Annotated in this window: 22 protein-coding genes; 11 read left to right on the forward strand and 11 right to left on the reverse strand. The window is 71.2% G+C overall.

The window, feature by feature from the left end:
• Positions 1-80: 80 nt before the first annotated feature.
• Genes asnB through IEY81_RS06690 form a run of 4 tightly spaced genes read left to right on the forward strand, consistent with a single transcriptional unit; the run spans position 81 to position 4,127 of the window.
• A complete protein-coding gene (gene asnB, locus IEY81_RS06675) occupies positions 81-2,117 on the forward strand; it encodes an asparagine synthase (glutamine-hydrolyzing) (RefSeq protein ID WP_189117689.1) in 2,037 nt (678 codons plus the stop codon).
• Positions 2,114-3,124, forward strand: coding sequence for an NAD(+) synthase (gene nadE, locus IEY81_RS06680; RefSeq protein WP_189117690.1), 1,011 nt, complete (start codon positions 2,114-2,116; stop codon positions 3,122-3,124). Before asnB ends, nadE begins: the two co-directional genes overlap by 4 nt.
• A 15-nt stretch (positions 3,125-3,139) precedes the next feature.
• The gene (locus tag IEY81_RS06685) at positions 3,140-3,781 is read left to right on the forward strand and encodes an SRPBCC family protein (protein ID WP_189117691.1); all 642 of its coding nucleotides are present in this window, start codon (positions 3,140-3,142) and stop codon (positions 3,779-3,781) included.
• A gap of 4 nt (positions 3,782-3,785) precedes the next feature.
• Positions 3,786-4,127 carry an ArsR/SmtB family transcription factor gene (locus IEY81_RS06690; protein ID WP_189117692.1) on the forward strand — a complete coding sequence of 114 codons (342 nt, stop codon included), beginning with the start codon at positions 3,786-3,788 and terminating at the stop codon, positions 4,125-4,127.
• 354 nt (positions 4,128-4,481) lie between these two features.
• Here IEY81_RS06690 and IEY81_RS06695 read toward each other — a convergent pair whose 3' ends face one another.
• From IEY81_RS06695 to IEY81_RS06705, 3 genes are read right to left on the reverse strand one after another with little or no spacing between them, the layout of a single operon-like run.
• The gene (locus IEY81_RS06695) at positions 4,482-4,883 is read right to left on the reverse strand and encodes a holo-ACP synthase (protein WP_189117693.1); all 402 of its coding nucleotides are present in this window, start codon (positions 4,881-4,883) and stop codon (positions 4,482-4,484) included.
• A 25-nt stretch (positions 4,884-4,908) separates the two neighbouring features.
• Complete coding sequence (locus IEY81_RS06700; RefSeq protein ID WP_189117694.1) at positions 4,909-5,808, reverse strand: hypothetical protein; 900 nt, start codon at positions 5,806-5,808, stop codon at positions 4,909-4,911.
• Positions 5,809-5,814: 6 nt separating this feature from the next.
• Positions 5,815-7,383, reverse strand: a complete 1,569-nt coding sequence (locus IEY81_RS06705; protein ID WP_189117695.1) for a class I adenylate-forming enzyme family protein — start codon at positions 7,381-7,383, stop codon at positions 5,815-5,817.
• 164 nt (positions 7,384-7,547) lie between these two features.
• Between IEY81_RS06705 and IEY81_RS06710 the strand changes: the two genes are divergently transcribed.
• Genes IEY81_RS06710 through IEY81_RS06725 form a run of 4 tightly spaced genes read left to right on the forward strand, consistent with a single transcriptional unit; the run spans position 7,548 to position 11,214 of the window.
• Positions 7,548-8,225 carry a hypothetical protein gene (locus tag IEY81_RS06710; protein WP_189117696.1) on the forward strand — a complete coding sequence of 226 codons (678 nt, stop codon included), beginning with the start codon at positions 7,548-7,550 and terminating at the stop codon, positions 8,223-8,225.
• Positions 8,226-8,231: 6 nt separating this feature from the next.
• A complete protein-coding gene (locus tag IEY81_RS06715; protein ID WP_189117697.1) occupies positions 8,232-9,509 on the forward strand; it encodes an MFS transporter in 1,278 nt (425 codons plus the stop codon).
• The gene (locus tag IEY81_RS06720) at positions 9,506-10,522 is read left to right on the forward strand and encodes a TolB family protein (protein ID WP_189117698.1); all 1,017 of its coding nucleotides are present in this window, start codon (positions 9,506-9,508) and stop codon (positions 10,520-10,522) included. The genes IEY81_RS06715 and IEY81_RS06720 overlap by 4 nt, the downstream gene beginning before the upstream one ends.
• Before the next feature lie 59 nt (positions 10,523-10,581).
• Positions 10,582-11,214: an acyltransferase gene (locus IEY81_RS06725; RefSeq protein WP_189117699.1), complete on the forward strand. Its 633-nt coding sequence runs from the start codon at positions 10,582-10,584 to the stop codon at positions 11,212-11,214.
• Positions 11,215-11,236: 22 nt separating this feature from the next.
• Here the strand turns inward: IEY81_RS06725 and IEY81_RS06730 are convergent, their stop codons facing one another.
• Together IEY81_RS06730 and IEY81_RS06735 are read right to left on the reverse strand one after the other, a co-directional pair.
• Positions 11,237-11,911: a response regulator transcription factor gene (locus IEY81_RS06730; RefSeq protein WP_189117700.1), complete on the reverse strand. Its 675-nt coding sequence runs from the start codon at positions 11,909-11,911 to the stop codon at positions 11,237-11,239.
• Complete coding sequence (locus tag IEY81_RS06735) at positions 11,898-12,680, reverse strand: sensor histidine kinase (protein WP_189117701.1); 783 nt, start codon at positions 12,678-12,680, stop codon at positions 11,898-11,900. Before IEY81_RS06735 ends, IEY81_RS06730 begins: the two co-directional genes overlap by 14 nt.
• Positions 12,681-12,953: 273 nt before the next feature.
• Between IEY81_RS06735 and IEY81_RS06740 the strand changes: the two genes are divergently transcribed.
• A complete protein-coding gene (locus IEY81_RS06740) occupies positions 12,954-14,039 on the forward strand; it encodes an LCP family protein (protein ID WP_189117702.1) in 1,086 nt (361 codons plus the stop codon).
• Positions 14,040-14,540: 501 nt separating this feature from the next.
• Here the strand turns inward: IEY81_RS06740 and IEY81_RS06745 are convergent.
• From IEY81_RS06745 to IEY81_RS06765, 5 genes are all read right to left on the reverse strand, one after another.
• Positions 14,541-15,884: an LLM class flavin-dependent oxidoreductase gene (locus tag IEY81_RS06745; protein ID WP_189117703.1), complete on the reverse strand. Its 1,344-nt coding sequence runs from the start codon at positions 15,882-15,884 to the stop codon at positions 14,541-14,543.
• Complete coding sequence (locus IEY81_RS06750; RefSeq protein WP_189117704.1) at positions 15,884-16,636, reverse strand: ABC transporter ATP-binding protein; 753 nt, start codon at positions 16,634-16,636, stop codon at positions 15,884-15,886. Before IEY81_RS06750 ends, IEY81_RS06745 begins: the two co-directional genes overlap by 1 nt.
• Positions 16,609-17,457 (reverse strand): ABC transporter permease, encoded by an 849-nt coding sequence (locus IEY81_RS06755; protein ID WP_229787460.1) that lies wholly within the window; start codon positions 17,455-17,457, stop codon positions 16,609-16,611. The genes IEY81_RS06750 and IEY81_RS06755 overlap by 28 nt, the downstream gene beginning before the upstream one ends.
• Positions 17,457-18,515 carry an ABC transporter substrate-binding protein gene (locus IEY81_RS06760; protein ID WP_189117706.1) on the reverse strand — a complete coding sequence of 353 codons (1,059 nt, stop codon included), beginning with the start codon at positions 18,513-18,515 and terminating at the stop codon, positions 17,457-17,459. The genes IEY81_RS06755 and IEY81_RS06760 overlap by 1 nt, the downstream gene beginning before the upstream one ends.
• Positions 18,516-18,701: 186 nt before the next feature.
• The gene (locus IEY81_RS06765; protein ID WP_189117707.1) at positions 18,702-20,357 is read right to left on the reverse strand and encodes an enoyl-CoA hydratase-related protein; all 1,656 of its coding nucleotides are present in this window, start codon (positions 20,355-20,357) and stop codon (positions 18,702-18,704) included.
• Between the two features lie 114 nt (positions 20,358-20,471).
• Here IEY81_RS06765 and IEY81_RS06770 point away from each other — a divergent pair, with 114 nt between their 5' ends.
• Positions 20,472-21,143, forward strand: a complete 672-nt coding sequence (locus IEY81_RS06770) for a GTP pyrophosphokinase (protein WP_189117708.1) — start codon at positions 20,472-20,474, stop codon at positions 21,141-21,143.
• A 10-nt stretch (positions 21,144-21,153) separates the two neighbouring features.
• Here the strand turns inward: IEY81_RS06770 and IEY81_RS06775 are convergent, their stop codons facing one another.
• Complete coding sequence (locus IEY81_RS06775) at positions 21,154-22,185, reverse strand: pyridoxamine 5'-phosphate oxidase family protein (RefSeq protein ID WP_189117709.1); 1,032 nt, start codon at positions 22,183-22,185, stop codon at positions 21,154-21,156.
• A gap of 33 nt (positions 22,186-22,218) precedes the next feature.
• Between IEY81_RS06775 and arfB the strand changes: the two genes are divergently transcribed.
• The gene (gene arfB, locus IEY81_RS06780) at positions 22,219-22,644 is read left to right on the forward strand and encodes an alternative ribosome rescue aminoacyl-tRNA hydrolase ArfB (RefSeq protein WP_189117710.1); all 426 of its coding nucleotides are present in this window, start codon (positions 22,219-22,221) and stop codon (positions 22,642-22,644) included.
• Positions 22,645-22,853: the final 209 nt, after the last annotated feature.

Consider the following 22,853-nt stretch of genomic DNA (forward strand, 5'->3'; position numbering starts at 1 on the left):
ACGCCGTGGTGGCGGCTCCCGGGCCCCGTCGCGGCGACAAGCCTTGGCGGCCTACGCGCAGACGTCTACCGAGGAGAGCCATGTGCGGAATCTGCGGGGTCCACTCCGCCGCTGAGGCGCCCGACCCCGGTCTCGTACGCCGGATGCTGGGCGTCCTGGCTCACCGCGGGCCGGACGGCAGCGGCTACTACCGGGACGAGCGGGTCGCGCTGGGCCACACCCGGCTGGCGATCGTCGACACGGTCGGCGGCGTGCAGCCGATGGGCGGTTGCGACGAGGCCGGCGAGCAGCAGGTCTGGGTGACCTTCAACGGCGAGATCTTCAACCATGTCGAGCTCGCCGCCGACCTGCGCGCCCGCGGGCACCGCTTCCGCACCCGCAGCGACACCGAGGTGATCGTGCACGCCTGGGAGGAGTGGGGACCAGGCTGCTTCGACCGGTTCAACGGCCAGTGGGCGCTGGCGGTCTGGGACCGGCGCAGCGGCGACCTGGTCCTCGCCCGGGACCGGTTCGGAGTGCGGCCGCTCTTCTACACGCGCTCGGGCGGCAAGCTGCTGTTCGCCTCCGAGGTGAAGGCGCTCTTCGCCGACCCGGACGTGCCGCGCGAGCTCGATCCCGCCGGCATCGACCAGGTGCTGACGCTGTGGTCGACGGTCGCGCCGCAGACCGTCTTCCGCGGGGTCCGGCAGGTGCCCCCGGGCAGCTATCTGACCTTCCCGACCGTGCTCGGCCGCAGCGCCGTCGCGTCCACCAGCACCCGCTTCTGGGCACCTGGCTTCTCACCCCAGGGGGCCGAGCCGCTCACCGACCTGGCAGCCAACGCCGAGGCGCTGCGCGAGCGGCTGGTGGCCGCCACCCGGCTGCGGTTCGAGCGCAGCGACGTGCCGGTGGCGGCGTACCTCTCCGGTGGGATCGACTCGGCGGTCACGGCCGGAGTCATAGCAGCCGAGAGGATCGGGCACAGCACGGCGGCACCGCTGCACACCTTCTCGCTGCGGTTCGCCGACGACGAGTTCGACGAGGGCGGCTACCAGGCGCTGATGGCGAAGCGGCTCGGCACCGTCCACGAGGACGTCGTGGTGCGCGAGCGCGACATCGCCGAGGTCTTCCCCGACGTCGTACGCCACGCCGAGTCGCCGCTGCTGCGGACCGGCCCGGCGCCGATGTTCCTGCTCTCCCGGCTCGTGCGCCAGTCCGGCTTCAAGGTCGTGGTGACCGGGGAGGGCAGCGACGAGGTGCTGGGCGGCTACGACATCTTCCGCGAGGGGAAGATCCGCGAGCTGTGGACCCGGGACCCGGCCGCCGCGGAGGCGGCCGTGGAGCAGCTCTACCCGTGGATGAAGCGCTCGCCGCACCAGGCGCCGGCCTTCGCGAAGAGCTTCTTCGGCCGCAACCTGGTCGCCGGCGACCCGGCGATCTCGCACCGGCCGCGGTGGGACTCCACCTCGGTGCTGCGCTCGATGCTCACCCCGGCGGTGCGCGCGGCGTGCGACCGGAGCCCGGCCGACGAGGTCCTGGCCGTGATGCCCGCCGAGAGCGCTCGGTGGGACCCGCTGTCCCGCGCCCAGTGGCTGGAGATGACCACCCTGCTGCCCGGCTACATCCTGGCCTCGCAGGGCGACCGGATGCTGATGGGCAACTCGATCGAGGGCCGGTTCCCGTTCCTGGACCCGCACGTCGCCGAGCTGGCGGGCCGGGTGCCCGCGGACCACAAGATCCATGGCATGGACGAGAAGCACCTGCTGAAGATCGCCTTCGCCGACCTGGTGCCCGAGGAGATCCTGCGCCGGCCCAAGCAGCCCTACCGGGCGCCGGACGCCGCGGCGTTCTTCGCCGGCGGCACCCCCGACTGGGTCGGCGACGTCACCTCCGTCGCCGCGCTGGAGGCCGCCGGGATGTTCCGCCCGGAGCTCGTGCAGCGGCTCCTGGAGAAAGCCCGGCGCACCCGGGGGCGGGGGCTGGGCAACACCGACAACATGCGCCTCGTCGCCGTGCTGTCCACGCAGCTGCTGCACAGCGAGCTCATCACCGGTTCGGTCTTCGCCTCGGCGCCGCCGCCCGAGCCGCTCACCGTCTTCGACCACACCCTCGAGCCCATCGGAAGGACCCCAGCATGACCATCGACACCAGCCCGCAGGCTGCCTACGGACCGGACACGCTCAGCTACGACGAGGAGGCGGAGGCGATCCGGATCGGGGAGGCGATGCGCCGCTATCTGGTGGCCAACAAGCGCAAGGGCATCGTGCTCGGGGTCTCCGGCGGGATCGACTCCAGCGTGGTCGCCGCGCTCGCGGTCAAGGCGCTCGGCCCCGAGCGCGTGCTCGCGCTGCACATGCCCGAGCAGGAGTCGTCCGACGACACGATCGGGTTCAGCACGATGCTCACCGACGCCCTCGGGATCGACTCGGTGCTGGAGGAAATCTCCCCGGTGCTGATCGGGCTCGGCGCCTACCAGCGCCGCGACGACGCCGTCCGCCGCGTCGTGCCGGAGTACGGCCCCGGCTGGAAGTCGAAGATCGTGTTGCCGAGCGTGGTCGACTCCGACGCGTACCGGCTCTTCTCGGTGGTCGTCGAGGATCCGCAGGGCCGACAGAGCACCCACCGGCTGACGACCGAGGCCTACCTGGAGATCGTGGCGGCGACGAACTTCAAGCAGCGGGTGCGCAAGGCGCTGGAGTACTTCCACGCCGACCGGCTCAACTACGCGGTCGCCGGCACCCCGAACCGGCTCGAGTACGACCAGGGGTTCTTCGTGAAGCTCGGCGACGGCGCCGCCGACCTGAAGCCGATCGCGCACCTCTACAAGACCCAGGTCTACGCGATGGCGGCCCACCTCGGCGTACCCGCGGAGATCCAGGCGCGACCCTCCACCACCGACACCTACTCGCTCGAGCAGTCGCAGGAGGAGTTCTACTTCTCGCTGCCCTACCAGCGGATGGATCTGTGCCTCTACGGCCTCAACCACGGCATCGCGACCGCCGAGGTCGCCGAGGCGACCGGGCTCACCGTGGAGCAGGTCGAGCGCGTCTACCGCGACATCGTGCAGAAGCGGCGTACGACCGCCTATCTCCACTCCGCTCCGATGCTCGTCGACGAGGTGCCATTGAATATCAAGGAGTCTTGATATAACGTCGCAGGCATGAGCACACCACCCTTCATCCCTGCAAACCACCTCGGCGCCGTCGACCGCGCGCTGTCCACGACCACCCGCGGCGGCGAGGAGCTGCGCGTGCTGATCGTCGAGCGCAGCTACGACGCCGACCCCGACGAGGTCTGGGACGCGCTGACCACCAAGGAGCGCATCCCGCGCTGGCTGATGCCGGTCAGCGGCGACTTCGAGGTCGGCGGCCACTACCAGCTCGAGGGCAACGCCGGCGGCGAGATCCTCGCCTGCGACCGCCCCAAGCTGCTCTCGATCACCTGGGACTACGGCGGCCGCAGCTCCTGGGTCGACGCGACCCTGACCGGGGCCGGCGGCCGTACGCTGCTCCGCGTCGAGCACTCCGCGCCCGTGCCGCCGGACCAGTGGATGGAGTTCGGCCCCAGCGCCGTCGGCATCGGCTGGGAGCAGATGCTCCTCGGCCTCGCCCTCCACCTCCCCGATCCCGAGGCCGAGAAGATGGACCCGATGTCCCCCGAGGCCCTGCCCGCGATGATCGAGCACACCAAGGGCTCCGCCGCGGCCTGGGTCGAGGCCGACATCGCCTTCGGCACCGACCCCGAGCAGGCGCGCGCCGCCGGCGACCGCTGCGTCGCCGCCTACACCGCGATGCCAGAGTAGGCGCGTGCACGCCTTCGACGTCCTCGGCGACCCCGTACGCCGCCGCATCCTCGAGCTCCTCGCCGCCGGCGACCTCACCTCGGGCCAGGTCGTCGAGACGATCTCCGCCGAGTTCGGCATCCGCCAGCCGGCCGTCTCCATGCAGCTCAAGGTCCTGCGCGAGAACGGCTTCGCCAACGTACGCCCCGAAGGCACCCGCCGCATCTACTCCCTCGACACCGGCCCCCTCGCCGAGGTCGACGCCTGGCTCACCCCCTTCCGCCACTTCTGGACCCAGCACCTCGACGCCCTCGACACCGAGATCAAACGCGCCCGCCGCAAAAACCACACCCCCTCCCCCGACTGACCGAGACCACCATCCCCCCGACTCGGCGCAACTGCCCCACGTACGGGTGCCGAGTCGGCGCAACTGCCCCACGTACGGGTGCCGAGTCGGCGCATCTGCCCCACGTACAGGTGCCGAGTCGGCGCAACTGCCCCACGTACGGGTGCCGAGTCGGCGCATCTGCCCCACGTACAGGTGCCGAGTCGGCGCAACTGCCCCACATACAAGTGCCGAGTCGGCGCAACTGCGCCAAACACTCGCGCTCCGAATCGACCACTCGGGGCAGTTGCGCCGACTCGGCGTTTGTCGATGAGGCAGATGCGCCGGCTCGACGACCCACCGCGGGGCAGATGCGCCGACTCGGCGGGTGGGGGGTCAGGGCCGGCGGGTGGCGCGTCCTTCGGCGACAGCGGTGGCGATGGCCATCCGCGGGCCGGGGACGGTTGCGACGCGTACGACGGTGACCTCGGCGAGAGCAGCGAGCTCGGCGGCGGGGCCGTCGAGGGTGACGACCAGGGTCCCGGAGGGTTCCTCGAGCACGCTGATCCCGCGCCACGGGAGGGGGCCGGTCCACTCGCCGGGGCCGAGGGCCTTCCAGACGGCCTCCTTGGCGGCGTACCTCATCGCGAAGGCGGTGGCGGGGGTGGCGGTGGCCATGCACTGGGCGATCTCGGCCTCGGTGAACCAGCGGGCAGCGAAGGCGGAGCCGCGCATGCCGAGGAGGCGGGCGAAGCGTCTGATGTCGGCGACATCGATGCCGACGCCCTGCAGGCTCATGACCGTCTCCCCTCGCGTCGGCATCTCAGCCGACCGGGCTCTGGGTCGCCGCCATCTTGAGCAGCTCGGCAGCGACCGCTTCCGAGCCGGCGTCGTTGAGGTGACCGCGGTCGGCGGTCAGATGCCGGTTGAGCACGTGGTAGACGTTGCCGTCCTGACTGCGCTCGCTGGTGCCCTCGGCCTCGACGGCGGCGATGTCGAGGAGGCGGCCGGTGCCGGCGTACTTCTCGCGGATCAGCGCGTTGTAGCGCTCACGGGCGACGTTGTCGGCGGGACCCATCGTGTCGTCGCGGCCCAGGACCGCGCCGACCTTGGCCTTCCAGCCGCGGTCTGCGGTGAGGGGCACGGTCGTGTAGAGGAACCGTACGCCGGGATGCGCTGCCTCGACCGCGGCCATCGTCGACACATAGGCGTCGAAGACGGCCCGTACATCGGTCGAGGCGGAGACGTCGGCGTAGCAGAGCTTCATCAGGGCCACATCGACGCCGTCGGCGACGGGACCGTCCATCACCTCGGTGAACGCGGCGAGCTTGCTGGCCGGGTCGCCGTTCACCCCGAGGCGGACGTGCCTGAAGCCCGCCTTCCGCAGCGCCCCGGTCTGCACCTGCGAGACCCCGGCGACCCCCGCGCCGCCGGAGACGCCTCCCGTGACGTCGGCGATCACCGGCGCGCGCACCGACGACCCGGCGTACACCCGGGAGACCCCGTCGAGGATGTTCGCGCCGACCGACTGGTGACCGAAGAGCACGGTGGTCTCCCCGACCGTCCGCAGCTCACGCTCGGACGGCCACGAGACCGCGACCGGATCGTTCACTCCTGGGCTCCTCGTCAACCAGGTCCCTGCCAGGGCGAGCGCGACGATCAGGACCGCGGTCCACACCCCGACCAGCAGCTGCACCGACGCCGGCACCTTCCCCTCGGACATCTCAGCTCACCCTGATACACCGACACAGTCGTCGTCGGCGTCGGCGTCGTCAGCACGCTCCTGGCCGCCACCCGGCTCGTCGGCCATGCGCATGCACATGGTGCGTACCTCTCGCTTGAGCACCTTCCCGGCCGCGTTCATCGGCAGGGCGTCCATGAACCGGACGACCTCGGGGACCATGTGCTTCGCGAGCCGCTCGCGACAGTGCGCGATGACGTCGGCTCCGCGCAGGACCGACCCGCGCCGCCGCACCGCCACCACCTCGACCCGCTCGCCGGCGAGTTCGTCCGGGACCCCCACGGCCGCCGCCGCGACGATGTCGGGCAGCTGGAGCACCACGCCCTCGATGTCGAGGCTCGCGATCCGGTGCTCGCGGGACTTGATGAAGTCCTCGATCCGGTCGACCACGTAGATGTAGCCGTCCTCGTCGACCTTCGCCAGGTCCCCGGTACGCAGCATCCCGCCGGGCATCTTGCGCGTCGTCGCCTCGGGGTCGTCGAGATAACCGGGCGAGATGTTGGCCCCGCTCGCCCAGATCTCGCCGACCGCACCCGGCTCGACGTGAACCCCGTCGCTGTCGAGCACCCGCAGGTCGACGCCCGGGATGCCCTTCCCGATCGACTCCGGCCGCCGGCCGACCTCCTCAGGCGGCAGATACGAGAGCCGAGCGGTCGCCTCGGTCGTCCCGTACATCACGAACAGGCTCGCCTGCGGCTGCGCGCGGACGATCTGGTCGATGAGCACGGGCGCGAGCCGGCCGCCGGCCTCCTGCACGGTACGCAGCGAGGAGACCGCCGCGGTGCCGAAGGTGCTCTCGCGCAGCAGCATCGCGAAGGTCGACGGCACCCCGGCGAAACCCGTGCAGCGAGCGGCCTCCATCCGGTCGACGACGGCCTGCGGGGGCACGGAGGTCGGCTGGATGATCATCGCCGCCCCGGCGCGCAGGTGGGTGTGCAGGATCGAGAGGCCGAAGGCGTACCCGAACGGCAGCACCATCAGCATCCGGTCCTCGGGCGTGATGTCGAGGTAGCCGAGGATCGAGGTGGTGTTGGCCTGGATGTTGCGGTGGGTGATCCGCACGGCGCGCGGCTCGCCGGTGGTGCCGGAGGTGAACATGTAGAGCGCGTCCTGGTCCGGGTCGACGTCGACCGCCTCGCTCAGGTCGACCGACGCGGACCGCTGTCTCGGGATCAGCCGCTCCTTCCGCTCCACCACCATCGGAAAGCTCCGGGGCAGGCTCAGCCGCAGCGCCTGTGCCTGGGACCGTCCGACCAGCAGCGCGTCGGCACCGACCCAGCGCACTCGCGCGACCACCTCCTCGGGCGGCAGCGTGACCGCCAGCGGCACCACGACCAGACCGAGCCGGAGCGCGGCGATGTACGCCGAGACCCAGAAGAGCCCGTTGGGCGCCATGATCCCGATCGGCGTACCCGGCGTCAGACCGAGCACCGAGATCCGGCCGCTGAGCATGGACACGCTGGCCCGCAGCTCTTCGAAGGTGTACTCACGACCCGCTTCGGCGAGCGCGATCGATTCCTCCGGCGATAGCTCGAGAAGAAAGTCGGCTGTGTTCAACGTGGCCCGTCCCCCGGGATGCTACGGCCGGGACAGTTCCCGGCACCCGCAAGGTCGCACGATGCGCCGCGGCGCTTCGCAGGCGCTTCGACAGGCTGCCTGAAATTGAGTACGCAGCCCACCCATCGGCCGAGACCGGCCCTCGCAGCGCTTCGACTGGTCTCGTGAACCCCAAGCGCCTCCTACTTCTCGTGCTGCTCGGCGTGCTCGTCGGCCTCACGATCTTCTGGGTGCCCGGGCGCTTCGCCGACTCCTCCTCGGGCGACGACGGCCAGGCCCCGGCGGCCGGCTCCTCGCAGTCCGGTGCGCCCGGGGCCGACGGCTCGCCCGGAGCGAAGTCCGGATCGAAGTCCGGATCAAGAGACAAGTCGAAGACGGACTCCAAGCGCGCCACCGAGGCCCTCCCGAAGGCCGCCTCGAGCCCGACCGAGTCGGGCCTGCCCGGCCTGAGCACGAAGCCGAAGACGAAGACCGAGCCGGCAGCGCTGATCTCCGAGCCGCTGCCGAAGCAGGCGATGCGCAAGAACGCGCTCGTGGCCGGCTACCCGGACGCGCTGGAGCCGCCCTCCCGCGCCGGCGTGCAGATCTCCAGCGTCTCGCCGTCCAAGGGTGTGCTCCAGGTGGCGCTGACCGCGACCTGCCGGCGGCCGTGCGACGTGCTCCGCCACTACCGGGCGAGCCTGGCGAAGCACGGCTTCGAGGAGATCGCGGCCAGCTCGGTCGAGAACGTCCCCGCGGCCTCGCTGCGCCGCGGCGAGGAGTCGGTGAGCATCTCGGTCACCAAGACGACGCGCCGCACCGTCGAGTTCGCCCTGATCGCCATGCTCCACACGAAGACCTGAGCGCCGGTGTACCTCTCCCTCAGCGACCGTCCGACCACGACGAAGAGCGCCGAGCCGCAGCCTCACGGCGGACGGGTCTCGCGCACCGTCGTCACCCTCGGCATCGTCAGCCTGCTCACCGACATCTCCTCGGAGTCCGTCTCGGCGATCCTGCCGCTCTACCTGACCGCGGTCGTGGGGCTCTCGCCGGTCGCGTACGGCCTCATCGACGGGCTCTACCAGGGCGTCTCCTCGCTGGTGCGGATCGCAGCCGGCTGGGCCGCCGACCGCACCGACCGGCCACAGCCCGTGGCGCTGGCCGGCTACGCGATGAGCGCGGTGGCCCGGCTCGGGCTGATCTTCGCCGGCGGCTTCGGCACGATCTCGGCGGCGATCTCGCTGGACCGGGTCGGCAAGGGCGTACGCACCGCCCCGCGCGACGCGATGATCGCCGCCTCCAGCGACCCGGCCCGTCTGGGCCGCAGCTTCGGCGTCCACCGCGCGCTGGACACGATCGGGGCGACGCTCGGCCCGCTGCTCGCCTTCGTGATCCTGTGGCGGATCGCCGACGGCTATGACACGGTGCTGGTCGTCTCGCTCGGCTTCGCCGTCCTCGGGGTCGCCACGATGGCGTTCTTCGTCCCGTTCCGCACCGGCGCCGTCCGCCGCGTCGCCCTCCGCCGCGAGCGCCGGGAACCACGCGTCAGGGTCCGCTGGCGCAGCGTGCTGACCCCCGGCCTGACGCGCGTGACCGGCGTGTCCGGGGCGCTCGCCCTGCTCACCGTCGGCGACGGCTTCGTCTACCTGGCGCTGCTCGAGACCGGCGGCTTCGCGGCCCAGTGGTTCCCCGTCCTCTACGTCGGCACCAACCTCGCCTACCTCGCCCTCGCCGTCCCGATGGGCCGCCTCGCCGACCGCGTCGGCCGCGCCCGGGTCCTGGTGCTCGGCCACCTCCCGCTCGCCGCTGCGTACCTGTGCGCGGCCAGCGGCTCCGGGGCGCTCTGGACGACCTGCGCCGCGGTGCTCCTGCTCGGCGTCTTCTACGCCGCGACCGACGGCACCCTGGCCGCGGTCGCCGGCCAGCTGGTCCCGGCGACCGTACGCTCCACCGGCATCGCCACCGCCCAGACCGCGACCGCGATCGCCCGGCTCCTGGCCGCTACCGGCTTCGGCCTGCTCTGGTACGCCGTCGGCCCCCAGGTCGCGATGCTCCTCGTCTGCGCGGTGCTGGTCGCCGCGATCCCGGTCGGGTTCGCCGTGCTCCGCCGCGGGTCTCTGGCAGAGCCTGCTGAGGTGAGGCCGTGACCCGCCGCTCCACGCTCTTCGGGGCGCTCGTCGTGCTGGTCACGGCCGCCATGACCGCGTACGCCCTCTCCGCGATCGCTGAGGACGACCGGCGTACGTCCCGGGCGACCGCCGCCGAGACCACGTCCCTGGCGCAGATCGAGAAGGGTCCCCGGATCCTCTTCCGGCACACCGGGACGGACGCCGACTACGGCCACGTCGGTGCGGTGGCGCTGGACGACCCCGGCGGCGCCCGGGCGGTCACCGACCTGAGCTGCGACCGGGTCTACGCCCAGGCGCGCTCGATCTCCTGCCTGGCGACCGAGCGCGGGGTGGTCAGCCGCTACCGTGCGACCGACCTGGCGATCTCGGAGCCCGGAGAGGCATGGCAGGAGGTCGGCGGCGCCGACCTGCCCGGCATGCCGAGCCGCACCCGGATCTCCCCTGACGGCCGGCTGGTCTCCTCGACCGTCTTCGTCAACGGTGACTCCTACATGGTCAGCGGCTTCTCCACCCGCACCGTCATCCGGCGCATCGACGGGAAGAGCTACGGCGACCTGGAGAAGTTCACCCTGGTCATCGACGGCCGCCGGGTCGCTCCGGTCGACCGCAACATCTGGGGGATCACGTTCGCCGAGGACGACCGCACCTTCTACGCCACGGTCGCCACCGGCGGACGGACCCACCTCGCCCGCGGCGACCTCGAGGCCCGCCGGCTGACGACCATCGCCGACCGCGTCGAGTGCCCCTCGCTCTCGCCCGACGGCACCCGGATCGCCTTCAAGGAGGCCGACGAGGACGGCACCCGCTGGACCCCGGCGGTCCTCGACCTGGCCACCGGCCGGCGTACCGTCCTCGCGGGCGAGACCCACAGCGTCGACGACCAGATCGAGTGGCTCGACGACGACACCGTCCTCTACGGGCTGGCCCGCGACGGTGAGGCCGTCAGCGACGTGTGGGCCCTCGACACCTCCGCCTCCGCGACCCCTCGCGTGCTCGTCCCGGAGGCCTCCTCCCCCGCGGTCCTACGCTGATTCGGGTACGTGACCCGGGCTCTCCCCCGCGTGCCGCCCGCTCCCGCTTTCCTGAGGGGATGACCATCGAGGAGACCGGCGCCGCGCGCCGGACCCGACCCATCATCGAACCCTCCGCAGACGTCGACGACCGTGCCTCCATCGGGGACGGCACCCTGGTCTGGCACCTGGCACAGGTCCGGGAGCACGCCCGGGTCGGCAGCGAGTGCATCATCGGCCGCGGGGCGTACGTCGGTCCGGGGGTCGTCGTGGGCGACCGCTGCAAGATCCAGAACCACGCGCTGGTCTACGAACCGGCCGTGCTCGAGGACGGCGCCTTCGTCGGGCCCGCCGTCGTCTTCACCAACGACTACCTCCCCCGCGCCGTCAACCCCGACGGGACGCTCAAGGACGGTGACGACTGGGACGCTGTGGGCGTGACCGTACGCACCGGGGCCAGCGTCGGCGCCCGCGTCGTCTGCGTCGCCCCGGTCACCATCGGCGCCTGGGCGATGGTCGCCGCTGGCGCCGTGGTCACCCGCGACGTACCCGACCATGCGCTCGTCGTCGGGGTCCCGGCGCGGCAGGTCGGCTGGGTCGGCCACGCGGGCGCGCCGCTGGTCCAGCAGGGGGACGCCTGGCGATGTCCGAAGACCGGGACCCTCTACGTCCAGCGCGGGCCGCACGAGGACGACGGGCTCGTCGCCGCCTGAGCTCGTCCGGGCTCCGAGCAGCTCAGGCGGCGCGCCACTCCGCCTTGTGGGCGAGGCTGACCGCCGCGATCTGCGAGGAGACGCCGAGCTTGGAGAGGATCGACTTCACCTGGGTGCGGACGGTCGCCTCCGAGACGACACGGATCTTGGCGATGTCGCCGACGGTGAAGCCGTCCATCAGGTGCTCGAGCACCTGGGTCTCGCGGCGGGAGAGCTGGGCGAGCCGGCGGCGGGTCTCGATGAGGTCCTGCCCCTGGCCCACCCACGCGCGGATCAGGCGCTCGCGCTCGTCGACGTCGAGCACGCTGTTGCCGTAGTTGAGCCGGCGAACGGTGCCGAGGATCTCGCCCAGCGGCACCCGCTTGGACAGCACCGTCCGCGCCCCGGAGTGCAGGGCGTGACCCCACCGCGACTCGTCGTTCGACCCGGTCACCACGACGACGTCGGCGCCGGCGCGGGCGAGCGGTGAGACGAGGCGTACGCCCGATCCGTGATGGCCCAGGTCGAGGTCGAGCAGCACGATGCGCGGTTGCGGGCGCATGATCATCGAAGTCAGCTTCGTCTCCGAGGCCGGCTCCTCGGGCAGGTCGACGCGCTCGGCGTCGTAGCCCTCGAAGGTGAGCGCCAGCTCGAGCGACTCGGCGAAGAGCGTGTGGTCCTCGACGATGACGACCTTGACCCGTTTACGCGGCGACACCACGGCGGCCTCGATGTCTCGGGTCGTCGCGCCTGTCGGCGCCTTCCTGCGTGCCCTCGTCGGCGCGTGCGCCGGGGCGGTCGTCGGGGCGTTCGTCGGCACAGCCGAGCATCGGGATGCCGAGGACGAACGTGGTGCGCTCGTCCGCCTCGGCCAGCTCCAGGAAGCCGCCCTGACGCTCCATCAGGTCGCGGGCGGCGTGGAGGCCGATGCCCTGACCGGTCGACCCCGGCCGGCTGACGCCCCAGGCGAAGATCCGCCGGCGCAGCTCGGGCGGGACGCCGGGGCCCTCGTCCGAGACCGCGATCTCGACCGACGAGCTCGCCGGCTCGGTGGCGCGGACCTCGATCCGGACAGTGCCGGCGCCGTGCGCCGCAGCATTGTCGAGGAGCACGTTGAGCGCCTCGGTCAGCTGGTCGGAGTCCCCCAGCGCGAGCATCCTGCTGGGCCGCCAGCGTACGTCGGTGCCCTTGGCCTCGTGGGCGAGCACCATCGTCGAGACCACCGCATCGAGGTCGATCACCTCGGCGCGCGGCTCGTCGGTGCGGGGTCCGGGGACCGCCACCTTCGCGGCGTCCTGCTCCTCGCGGACCATCCGCTCGAGCCTCTCCAGCTCGCTCTCGACCATCGCCGCCATCGCGGCGCGTCGTTCCTTCGCGATCTCCCCGATCTCCCCGAGCGAGTGGAGGAGCGTCGTCGCCGCCCGGACGCCCGCGAGCGTCGAGGCAGCCTCGTGCAGTCGGGCACGATCGGCTCCGACTCTTGACATCGACACAGCTCTCCCCTGGTCACACCTTCGACCGAGCCCTCCCAAGACACGGCCCGCGGCTGCAAACACGAGCGGACCCCCACTTCCGACATGTGCAGCGCTGTACAGCACACGGACTTTACTCACTCAGGATGCCTGTCGTATTGCCTACCTATTTTTGGTTACCAGCCGTTACCGACTGGTGCCTGAAATTGAGGAATGGCGAGCATCTGGACCCTGGAAGAGGGGTCCGGCGGGTCGGATACTCCGGTGGCCCTCCTCGAGCATCCCCCCGTGCCGCCCGATCCGGCTCAGTCCGATCCGACGCACTCCGATCCGGCGCCGGACCGGCCTCGCGGATGGCGTCGCGCACGCAAGCCGCTGATCGGTCTGCTGGTCTGTCTCCTGCTGCTCGGCGCCGTTGCGCTGGGCGGGGCGCTATGGCTCCACGCCAAGGTGGACGGCAGCATCCAGCGGCTGCCCGACCCCTTCGCCGAACTCGCCGACCGGCCGGCAAAGCCGACCTCCGGGTCGGCCGCTGACGCGATGAACATCCTGGTGCTCGGCACCGACACCCGCTCCGACACCCCCACCACCGGCGCCGAGGCTCCGGGCTGGAAGCCCGGGCAGGCGCGCTCGGACACGATGCTGCTCGTCCACCTCGACGGCGACCGCCGCGGCGCCTCCGTCATCTCCATCCCGCGCGACGCCTGGGTCGACATCCCCGGCCACGGCAAGGGCAAGGTCAGCTGGGCCTACTCCTTCGGCGGCCCGAGCCTCACCATCGAGACGGTCGAGAAGATGACCGACGTACGCGTCGACCACGTCGCCGTCGTCGACTGGGACGGCTTCCGAGCGCTCACCGACGCCATCGGCGGCGTCGACATCGAGATCCCGAAGACCGTCTACGACTCCGCCCGCGGGGTCCGCTGGGAGGCCGGCCGCCACCACCTCGACGGCGACGAGGCACTCCTCTACGTACGCCAGCGCTACGGCCTCCGCGACGGCGACCTCGACCGCGTCGCCCGCCAGCAGGCCTTCCTCCGCACCCTCCTCGAGCAGACCCTGGAGCAGGAGCTCCGCAAGGACCCCGCGAGGGTCCTCGACCTGCTCACCCTCTTCGGCGAGCACGCCTCTGTCGACGACGACTGGTCCACGACCCAGATGGCCCGCCTCGCCGCCTCCCTGCGCAACCTGCGCACCGGCGACATCAGCTACCTCACCGTCCCCACCGACGGCACCGGCATGGTCGGCGACCAGTCCGTCGTACGCCTCGACCCCTCCCGCGACCGCTCCCTCTGGCGCGCCGTCCGCGAGGACCGCATGCCGCAGTGGGCGGCCGACAACCAAGACCTCCTCACCCCCGACGTCGTCCGCTGACGAACCTCCCCCCCCCCCCCCCGACGTCGTCCGCTGACGAACCTCCCCCCCCCCCCGCCGAGTCGGCGCATCTGCCCCAGAAATACGCGCCGAGTCGGCGCATCTGCCCCGAGACTGTGCTGTTACAGGGTGGGGCATTTTGCCGCCACGACGGGGTTCCGCACCACGCCCCCGCACCCGGGGCGGATGGGCGGGCAATTTCCCGCCATGGCGGGAAATTTCACCCTGCACCTGGCCGAACGCTGCTCACCGGGGCCCATTTCCCCGCCATGGCGGGAATCTGCTCGCCCTCACCAGCCGTACGCGCGCCACATCAGCAGGACGACACTTTCCCGCCATGGCGGGAAAGCGCGCCACGCCGCCCGCCGCCGACCCAGATCCCGCCGAGTCGGCGCAACTGCCCCAGAAATACGCGCCGAGTCGGCGCATCCGAGCGGGGCAGATGCGCCGACTCGGCATCCCCCAGCGGGGCAGATGCGCCGACTCGGCGATCGGGGGGAGTTACGAGGCTGCCTCCTCTGCAGCCGGGTCCAGGCGGTTGGCGGGGCGCGGGAGGCCGTAGTGGTCGCGGAGGGTGGTGCCGGCATACTCGGTGCGGAAGAGGCCGCGCTCCTGGAGGATCGGTACGACAGATGAGGTGAAGGCCTCGATGCCCGAGGGGAGCACGGCGGGCATGATGTTGAAGCCGTCGGCGGCGCCGTTCTCGAAGTAGTGCTGGATGGTGTCGGCGACCTGGACCGGGGTGCCGGTGAAGGTGCGGTGCCCGCGGCCGCCGCCGAGCTTCCCGATCAGCTCGCGCACGGTGAGCCGGTCGCGGCGGGCCCAGTCGACGACGAGGGTACGTCGGCTCTTGGCGCCCTCGATCGCCTCCTCCGAGGGCAGGTCGTCGGGCAGCTCGGCGTCCAGGTCGAGCCGGTCCGGGTCCACCCGCAGCAGCTGAGCCAGCTGCACGATCGCGTACTCCGGTGCGATCAACCGGTCCAGCTCCTCCTCGAGCTCGCGCGCCTCCGCCTCGGTCTCGCCCAGGACAGGGACGATCCCGGGCAGCACCAGCACATGATCGGGGTTGCGGCCCGCGGCCAGGACCCGACGCTTGATGTCGGCGTAGAACGCCTGGCTCTCCGCCAGCGTCGGCTGGGCGGTGAAGATCGCCTCCGCCCAACGGGCCGCGAACTCCTTGCCGTCCTCCGAGGAACCGGCCTGGACGAGCAGCGGGTGGCCCTGCGGCGGGCGGGCCAGGTTGAGCGGCCCCTCGACCGAGAAGTACGCCCCGCTGTGCGAGATCGGCCGGACCCGGTCGCGCAGCGTGTGCACGCCGGCCTCCTTGTCGGCCACGACCGCGTCGTCGGCCCAGCTGTCCCACAGCTTGGTGGCGACGTCGAGGAACTCGTCGGCCCGCTCGTACCGAGTCTTGTGCAGCGGCTGCCCCTCCAGCCCGAAGTTGCGCGCCGCGGCGTCCCCGGCCGTGGTGACGATGTTCCACCCCGCTCGCCCGCCCGAGAGATGGTCCACCGACGCCAGCCGCCGGGCCAGGTTGAACGGCTCGTTGTAGGAGGTCGAGGCGGTCGCGATCAGGCCGATGCGCTGCGTGGAGACCGCCAGCGCGGCCAGCAGCACGGTCGGCTCGATCCGTCCCGCCGGCCGGCGCCCCGGCTCGCCGAACATCGCCGGCGAGTCCGCGAGGAACAGCGAGTCGAACTTGGCGTCCTCGGCCACCCGCGCCAGGTGCTGGTGGGCCTCAAGCGAGAGGTTGGCGTGCGGGTCCGAGGAGGGCAGCCGCCAGGACGCCTCGTGGTGGCCGGTGTCGTGCAGGAACAGGTTGAAGTGGAGCTGTCGCGCACCCATCAGGCCACCTCCTCCTCGACCACGCCGAGCTCGGCGAGCAGCTGGGTACGCAGCGCCGCGAACCGCGGGTCGCCAGGGCTCCGCCTGCCCCCGAGGTCGATGCGGATGTCCGAGCCGACGACGCCGTCCACCAGCACGATCACCCGGTCGGCGAGCGCGATCGCCTCGTCGACGTCGTGGGTGACCAGCAGGATGGCGGGGTTGTGGGCGGCGTACAGCTTCTGGAGGAGCTTGTGCATCTTGATCCGCGTCAGCGCGTCCAAGGCGCCGAACGGCTCGTCGGCGAGCAGCAGCTGGGGGTCGCGGACCAGCGAGCGGGCCAGTGCCGCGCGCTGCTGCTCACCCCCGGAGAGCTCGTGGGGCCAGGCCTTGTCGCGCCCCTCGAGGCCGACCTCGGCGAGCGCCTCGAGGCCACGGTCCCGAGCCGAGGGAGCCGACAGCCCCAGGATCACGTTGTCCAGCACCTGCCGCCAGGGCAGCAGCCGGGAGTCCTGGAAGACCACGGAGACCCGCTCGGGTACGTCCACGACCCCCGACCCCGAGACCGAGCGGTCGAGCCCGGCCAGCGCGCGGAGCAGGGTGGACTTTCCGGAGCCGGACCGCCCGATCAGCGCCACGAACTCGCCGCGGGCGATGGTCAGGTCGAGCCCGTTGAGGACCCCGCCGGCCTCGGAGAAGCTGCGGCGCAGCCCCTCGACGCGTACGGCCGGTCCTTCGGGTGATGTCAGTGACTCTCGAGCGTGCGTCGCCATGCCAGTGCCTTTCTCTCGATGAAGCGGACGATGCCGTCGGTGACCAGGCCCAGCAGGGCGTAGACGACCAGGCCGACGACGATGATCTCGGTCTGGCCGTAGCTGGACGCGAGGGTGATCATGTGGCCGATGCCGCTGGTCGCGTTGACCTGCTCGACGACCACCAGGGACAGCAGTGCGTTCAGCACCGCGAACCGCAGCCCGAGCAGGAAGCCCGGGGTCGCACCCGGCAGCACCACGTGCCGGACGAACTGGCCCCGCCGCAGGCTGACGGTTTCGGCGAGCTCCGCGTAGCGGCTGTCGATGCCACGCAGACCGTTGTGGGTGTGGATGTAGATCGGGATGAGTACGCCGAGGGCGATCGTGATCACCTTCATCGGCTCCCCGATCCCCAGCCACAGGATCAGCAGCGGCATCAGCGCCAGGCTCGGGATGGCCCGCTTGACCTGCACCGGCCCGTCGATCAGCGCCTCCCCGACCCGGCTGAGCCCGGAGAGGAGCGCCAGCGCCAGACCGACGGCGACCCCGATCACGAGCCCGAGCGAGGCCCGGTAGGCCGAGGTGGCGAGCGCGTCGGTGAGCCGTCCGTCGGCGATCAGCCGCTGAGCGGTCTCGACCACCACCCACGGTTCCGACAACGTACGCGGATCCAGCACGCCCGTCGCCGAGGTGATGACCCACAGGCCCAGGAGCAGGACCGGCCCGATCCAGAGCGTGCCGAGGATCCGCGGCCCGGGGCCGAGACGGCGGCGGACGACGCGCTGGTCGACGGTCTTCGGCGAGATGGCGTCGACGGGCGCCTCGACTGCTGCGCTCGCCATCACCGACCGCCCTTCACTGCCCCGGCGATGACCGTCTCGAAGCGCCGGTCGTAGAGGTCGTCCACGTCGATCTCGGGCTGTCCCTGCTCCTTCACGAGGATGTCCGCGGTCTCCTGGTGACGCTCGATGACCCCGTCCCAGCTCTCCGGGATGATCCGCTGGCCGGAGGTCTCGAAGACCTTCTTGCCGTCCTCGAAGGTCAGCCCCTCGCGGTCGACGTAGTAGGCCTGGATCCACTCCTTCGGGTGCTCGGTGATCCACTTCTCGGCCTTCACCCACAGTCCGAGGAAGTGCCGGAACGCGGCCGCCTTGCCGGCGTCCTCGAAGGTCTCCTCCGGCCCGTAGACGACGGTCGCGTCGTCGCGGATGCCGGTGCGGATCGAGGTGGCCCCGTCCCGGCCGTACTTGGCCAGGTAGGAGGTCAGCTGCGGACCACCCAGCGGGGCGACGTCGACCTGGTTGGAGGCCAGCGCGTTGGAGAAGGTGTCGTCGACGCTCTGGATCTCGACGAGCTCGACGTCGTCCTGGGTGAGGCCCACCGCGGCGACGGTCTTGAGCACCAGCGCACCCTGGGCCTGGCCGGGTGAGTAGGCGATCTTCTTGCCCTTCAGGTCCTTCAGGGAAGTGACCTTCGCCTTCGGGGCGATGCCGAGCTCGTAGATGGGGTTCTCGAGCGGGTCGGGGTTCTCGGTCGCCGCGACGATCTTGACCGGGGTGTTGGTCCAGGTCGCGAAGAGCGGCGGGATGTCGGCGACCGAGCTCGCGTCGAGCGCACCCGCACGGAACGCCTCGATGCTCTTCGGACCACCGGAGATGTTGGCCCACTCGATCTCGTAGCCCTCGACCTCGTCGATCAGGCCGGACGCCTTCAGCGCGACCTCGGTCGTGGGGAGGCCGAGGCGCAGGACGGTCCCCTCCGGGACCTTGTCGGGGATCGCCGCGTCCGCGGCGAGCGTGGCCTTGGCGCCGCCGCCCCCACAGGCGGTCAGCCCCAGGAGCAGGGCCGCGAGCACGGCGGCGATGACGGTGTAGCGCTGGGGTGTGGGGCGGATCGTCATGACTCTCCTCTGGGTTGGTCCATCCAAACCAGAGTAAGTCAGTCGAGATTAACTATTTTGGTGTTTTCGGATCCTGAGATCCCGAGGCGTCACGCAAACAGGCCGAGGCGTCACCCACGTCGGCCGAGTGGTCACCTGAGTGCCATCTCGACCGGCGTACGTGACGCCTCGGCCTGGAAGGAAGGGTCAGAAGCGGATCTTGGCCGGCGTCTCGGTGGGCGCGGCCTTGGTGATGAACGCCTTCCGCTTGGCGGCGAAGCCGTAGCGGTCGTCGAAGATGTCGCGGGCCATCTCGGCCAGCTCGATGCTCTGGTAGTAGGACATCGGCATCGCGCAGGCACGGCGCGACTCGCGGGCCGCCAGAGCCGGGACGTACGCCTCGGGCTCGACGTAGCTCTTCGCGAGCGCCCGCAGCCAGCCGTCGAACGCGGCCGCCTCGCGCGGGCCGAGGTCGGAGATCATCCCGATGCGCGCGGCCTCGGCCGCAGAGATCGGCAGCTTCGCACCGAGCAGCTCGTCGGCCTTCTCGTTGCCGACCCGGCTCGGCAGGCCCCAGGTGTGCAGCTCGGAGCCGAAGATGCCCATGTCGTAGTAGGGGTTCAGCACGACACCCTCGCGGGCCACCGTGATGTCGGCGCAGAGGCCGGCCATCACACCACCGGCACCGGCGTTGGCGGTGAACGCCGCGATGGTCAGCTGCTCGGCCTCCGCGAGCGCCAGGCAGAGCTCGTCGATGGCGCGGATGTTGTCCCAGGCCTCGGCCGCCGGGTCCGGGGCCGCCTCGATGACGCCGAGGTGGATGCCGTTGGAGAAGGCGTGCTCGGTGCCGCGTACGACCAGGATCGCGGTGTCCTCGACGAGCGCCTTGCGGACCGCGTCGGTCAGCCGGTGGCACTGCTGGGTGTGCATCGCGCCGCTGTAGGAGCGGATGGTCAGGTAGCCGATGTCACCCTCGCGCTCGTAGGTCGACTCGGCAAGGGCCTCGGGCATGGCGCGGTACGGAGCGTGCTCGGTCTCGAGCACCCACGCCGCCGGCAGCTTGGGGCCGCGCTTGGCCGCGAGAGTGGCGGCGTAGCCGACCCAGAGGGTGCCCTCACCGGTGGCGATCGCGACCGCGTCGGTGTCCACGCCGACCACGGTGCCGGGGGTGGCTCCGGGGTTGTCCTCGGTGGTCGTGGCGGCATCGAAGAGGCAGTAGGTCATGCCGTCGATGGTCGCGGGGGCGCCCGGGGCGCCGTCGGCCGCGGCGATCCGACGGGCGATCTCGGTGGCCGGGGCCGACCAGTCGATCTCGAAGGCCTTGCGGCGCAGCAGCGGCAGCTCGCCGGTGCCCGCGACCTCGACCGGCCACTCCTCGGCGGGCTTCGGACGCTCACCGGCGGCCACCATCCGGAGGACCTCGGCGACGCAGTCCATCGCGGCGTCGGCGACCGGGCCGTTGTAGAGCGCGCTCTTCGCGATCGGGACCTCGGGCATGGCGAAGGTCTTGGTCGCCCAGACCGGGCCGGCGTCCATCTCCTCGACGGCGGAGAGGGCGGTGACGCCCCAGCGGTCGCGCCCGTCGAGCGTCGCGTGGTCGAGCGAGGACGGGCCGCGGTCGCCGACCGCACCCGGGTGGATCACCACGGTCGGGTAGCGGCCCCAGATCGACTCCGGAACCCGGTGCTTGAGGAAGGGGCACAGGATCAGCTCGGGCGCGATCTCGTCGACGGCCTCGGTCATCGAGGCTTCGTCGTGGACCGGCGCCAGCAGGACCCCGACGTCGTGGCCGTTCTCCTTCAGATCACACCAGACCCGCTGGGTCAGACCGTTGAATGCCGAGACGAGCAGCAGAATGCGCATGTGGGGGAGGTTCCTAGTCGTGGGGTTGCCGTACACAGTCATCGATCCCCCGAGGGGTGTCAATCTATCGGGCTTGCCGTTGCCTGCAAAGATGGGGTCCATCAGGAGGGGACGATGACCACAGTCGACGACAGCCCGGTCAACGGGCTGGTCGATCTCGTTGCGGCCAGCGGCGACGAGATGGCGCGGGAGCTGGCCCGTTTCCGGATGCGCTACAAGTTCGCGATCGACGAGGTCTCGACCAAGATCGCGATCCTGCGCGAGGAGTTCGAGCACACTCACGACCACAGCCCGATCGAGCACGTACGCACCCGGCTCAAGTCACGCGAGAGCCTCTTCGCCAAGGCCCGCAAGATCGGCTGCCCGCTGACCCTCGAGGCGCTCGAGGAGCAGATCCGCGACATCGCCGGCATCCGGGTGGTCTGCCCGTTCGTCTCCGACGTCTACTGGATCATGGAGATGCTCGGCAGCCAGTCCGACGTCGATGTGGTCGAGGTCGAGGACTACATCGCCGAGCCCAAGCCCAACGGCTACCGCAGCCTCCACCTGATCATCAAGGTGCCGGTCTACCTCTCCGACCGCGCCGTCGACGTCCCGGTCGAGCTGCAGATCCGCACCATCGCGATGGACTTCTGGGCCAGCGTCGAGCACTCGATCTACTACAAGTACGACGGCACCGTCCCGACCACCCTGCGCGACGAGCTCGGCGCCGCGGCCCGCACCGCGGCCGACCTCGACGCGACCATGGCCCGGCTCCGCAGCGAGGTCCACGGCACCGTCCGGTGAGCCGCCTGCCTCAGTAGACGCCGGTGGTGTAGTCCTGCTCGAGCCCGGTGGCGAGCGCCTGCTCCGCGGTGTACATCTCGGCGACCGGGGCCGGCTCGCCCGATGTCTGGTTGAGCGCGAGATGGTCGGTCCAGATCCGCGCCGCGCGCGGCAGGTCGCCGGGAGCGATCCGCTCCTCGGCCGCCCAGAGCCGGGCGATCGCCGGGTCGGGGCGCAGCTCGACCTCGGTCACGTCGATGAGCACGGCGACCTTGGGCACGTTGCGCTGGACGACCATCCGTTTGCGGAGCTCCTCGTCGCGGCTGACCCGAGCGGTGCCGCGGATCTCCAGGACCGTCTCGAGCCCGGGCACGACCGCGAGCATCGCGATCTCGGGTCGCTCGACGAGGTTGTGGAACGTGTCGGTACGCCGGTTGCCCGGCCGGTCCGGGACCGCGAGCGTCGTCGCGTCGAGGATCTCGACGAAGCCCGCCGGGTCGCCCTTGGGACTGGCATCGGCGCCGCCGGAGGCGTCGACCGTGCCGAGCGCGACGAACGGCGAACGGGCGAGGAGCTCGCGTGCGCCGGGGACCGCGTCCAGGTCGGCGCCCTTGCTCGGTGAGGCGTCGAGATCCTTCTGGTCCTCCGGGACGTCGGCCCACAGCTTCGAGCGGATCACGCACTTCGCGCAGTGCAGATAGGCCTCCTCCACGCGTACGTGGGGGCCGCCCTCGAGGCCGAGCCGGCCGTTCACCCGGACCGTCTCGCCGTAGCCAGGAACCAGCGCCACCACCCCCACCGAAGCACCCTCGGCGCCGTGGGTGAGACCGGGAAGGTCCAGCCGGTCCGGGGAAGAGGATGAGGGGTCGGCGACACCTTCGGTGCGGGGAGCACCGAGTGGGTCGCTGTCGTCGAAGACGGTGGCGACCGCGTACGGAGAGCGGTTCAGGAACTCCCGGCAGTGGTCGTCGAGATGGTCGATCACCTTGAGGATCGTCGCCGCCGGACGTGAGCCGACGACCTCTTCCAGCTCTGCCGCCGAACGCACGAGGTCTCCACTCACGGCGCAAACCCTAATCGGTCTAGGGTTGATCAGGTGAAAGACCTCCGCGTACCGCCCGGCCCCGGGCTGCCCGAAGGTCTCCTCATCCCCGACTCCGAGCTGGTCGAACGCTTCTCCCGCTCCCCCGGCCCCGGCGGCCAGTCGGTCAACACCACCGACTCCCGCGTCGAGCTCTCCTGGGATCCGGCCACCTCCGCCGCCCTCTCCGAGACTCAGCTCGCACGCCTCCGCTCACGCACGTCCGGCCCGATCGCCGTCGTCTCCCACGAGCAGCGCTCCCAGCACCGCAACCGCATCGCCGCCCGCGAACGCCTCGCCACCCGCATCCGCGAGCTCCTAGCCCCACCCCCTCCCACCCGCCGCCCCACCAGACCCACCCGCGGCTCCAAAGAACGCCGCCTCGACGCCAAACGCCAGCGCAGCCAGACCAAACAGCTCCGCGGCCGCGTACAAGACTGACTCGCCCCCGCCGAAGCGGCACCTCTGTCGGCCGAGACGTCAGTTCTGTCGGCCGAGACGTCACTTACGACGGCCGAAACGTCGCTTCTGTCGTCCGAGACGGCAGGTACGACAGCCGAAGCGTCAGTGCCGTCGGCCGAGATGGCACTTGGTGACGACTCGATCTGCACAACTGACGTCTCGACCGACCAATCTGACTTCTCGGCCGA

It is taken from the genome of Nocardioides luteus (assembly GCF_014648595.1).
GTDB classification, from domain to species: Bacteria; Actinomycetota; Actinomycetes; order Propionibacteriales; family Nocardioidaceae; genus Nocardioides; species Nocardioides luteus.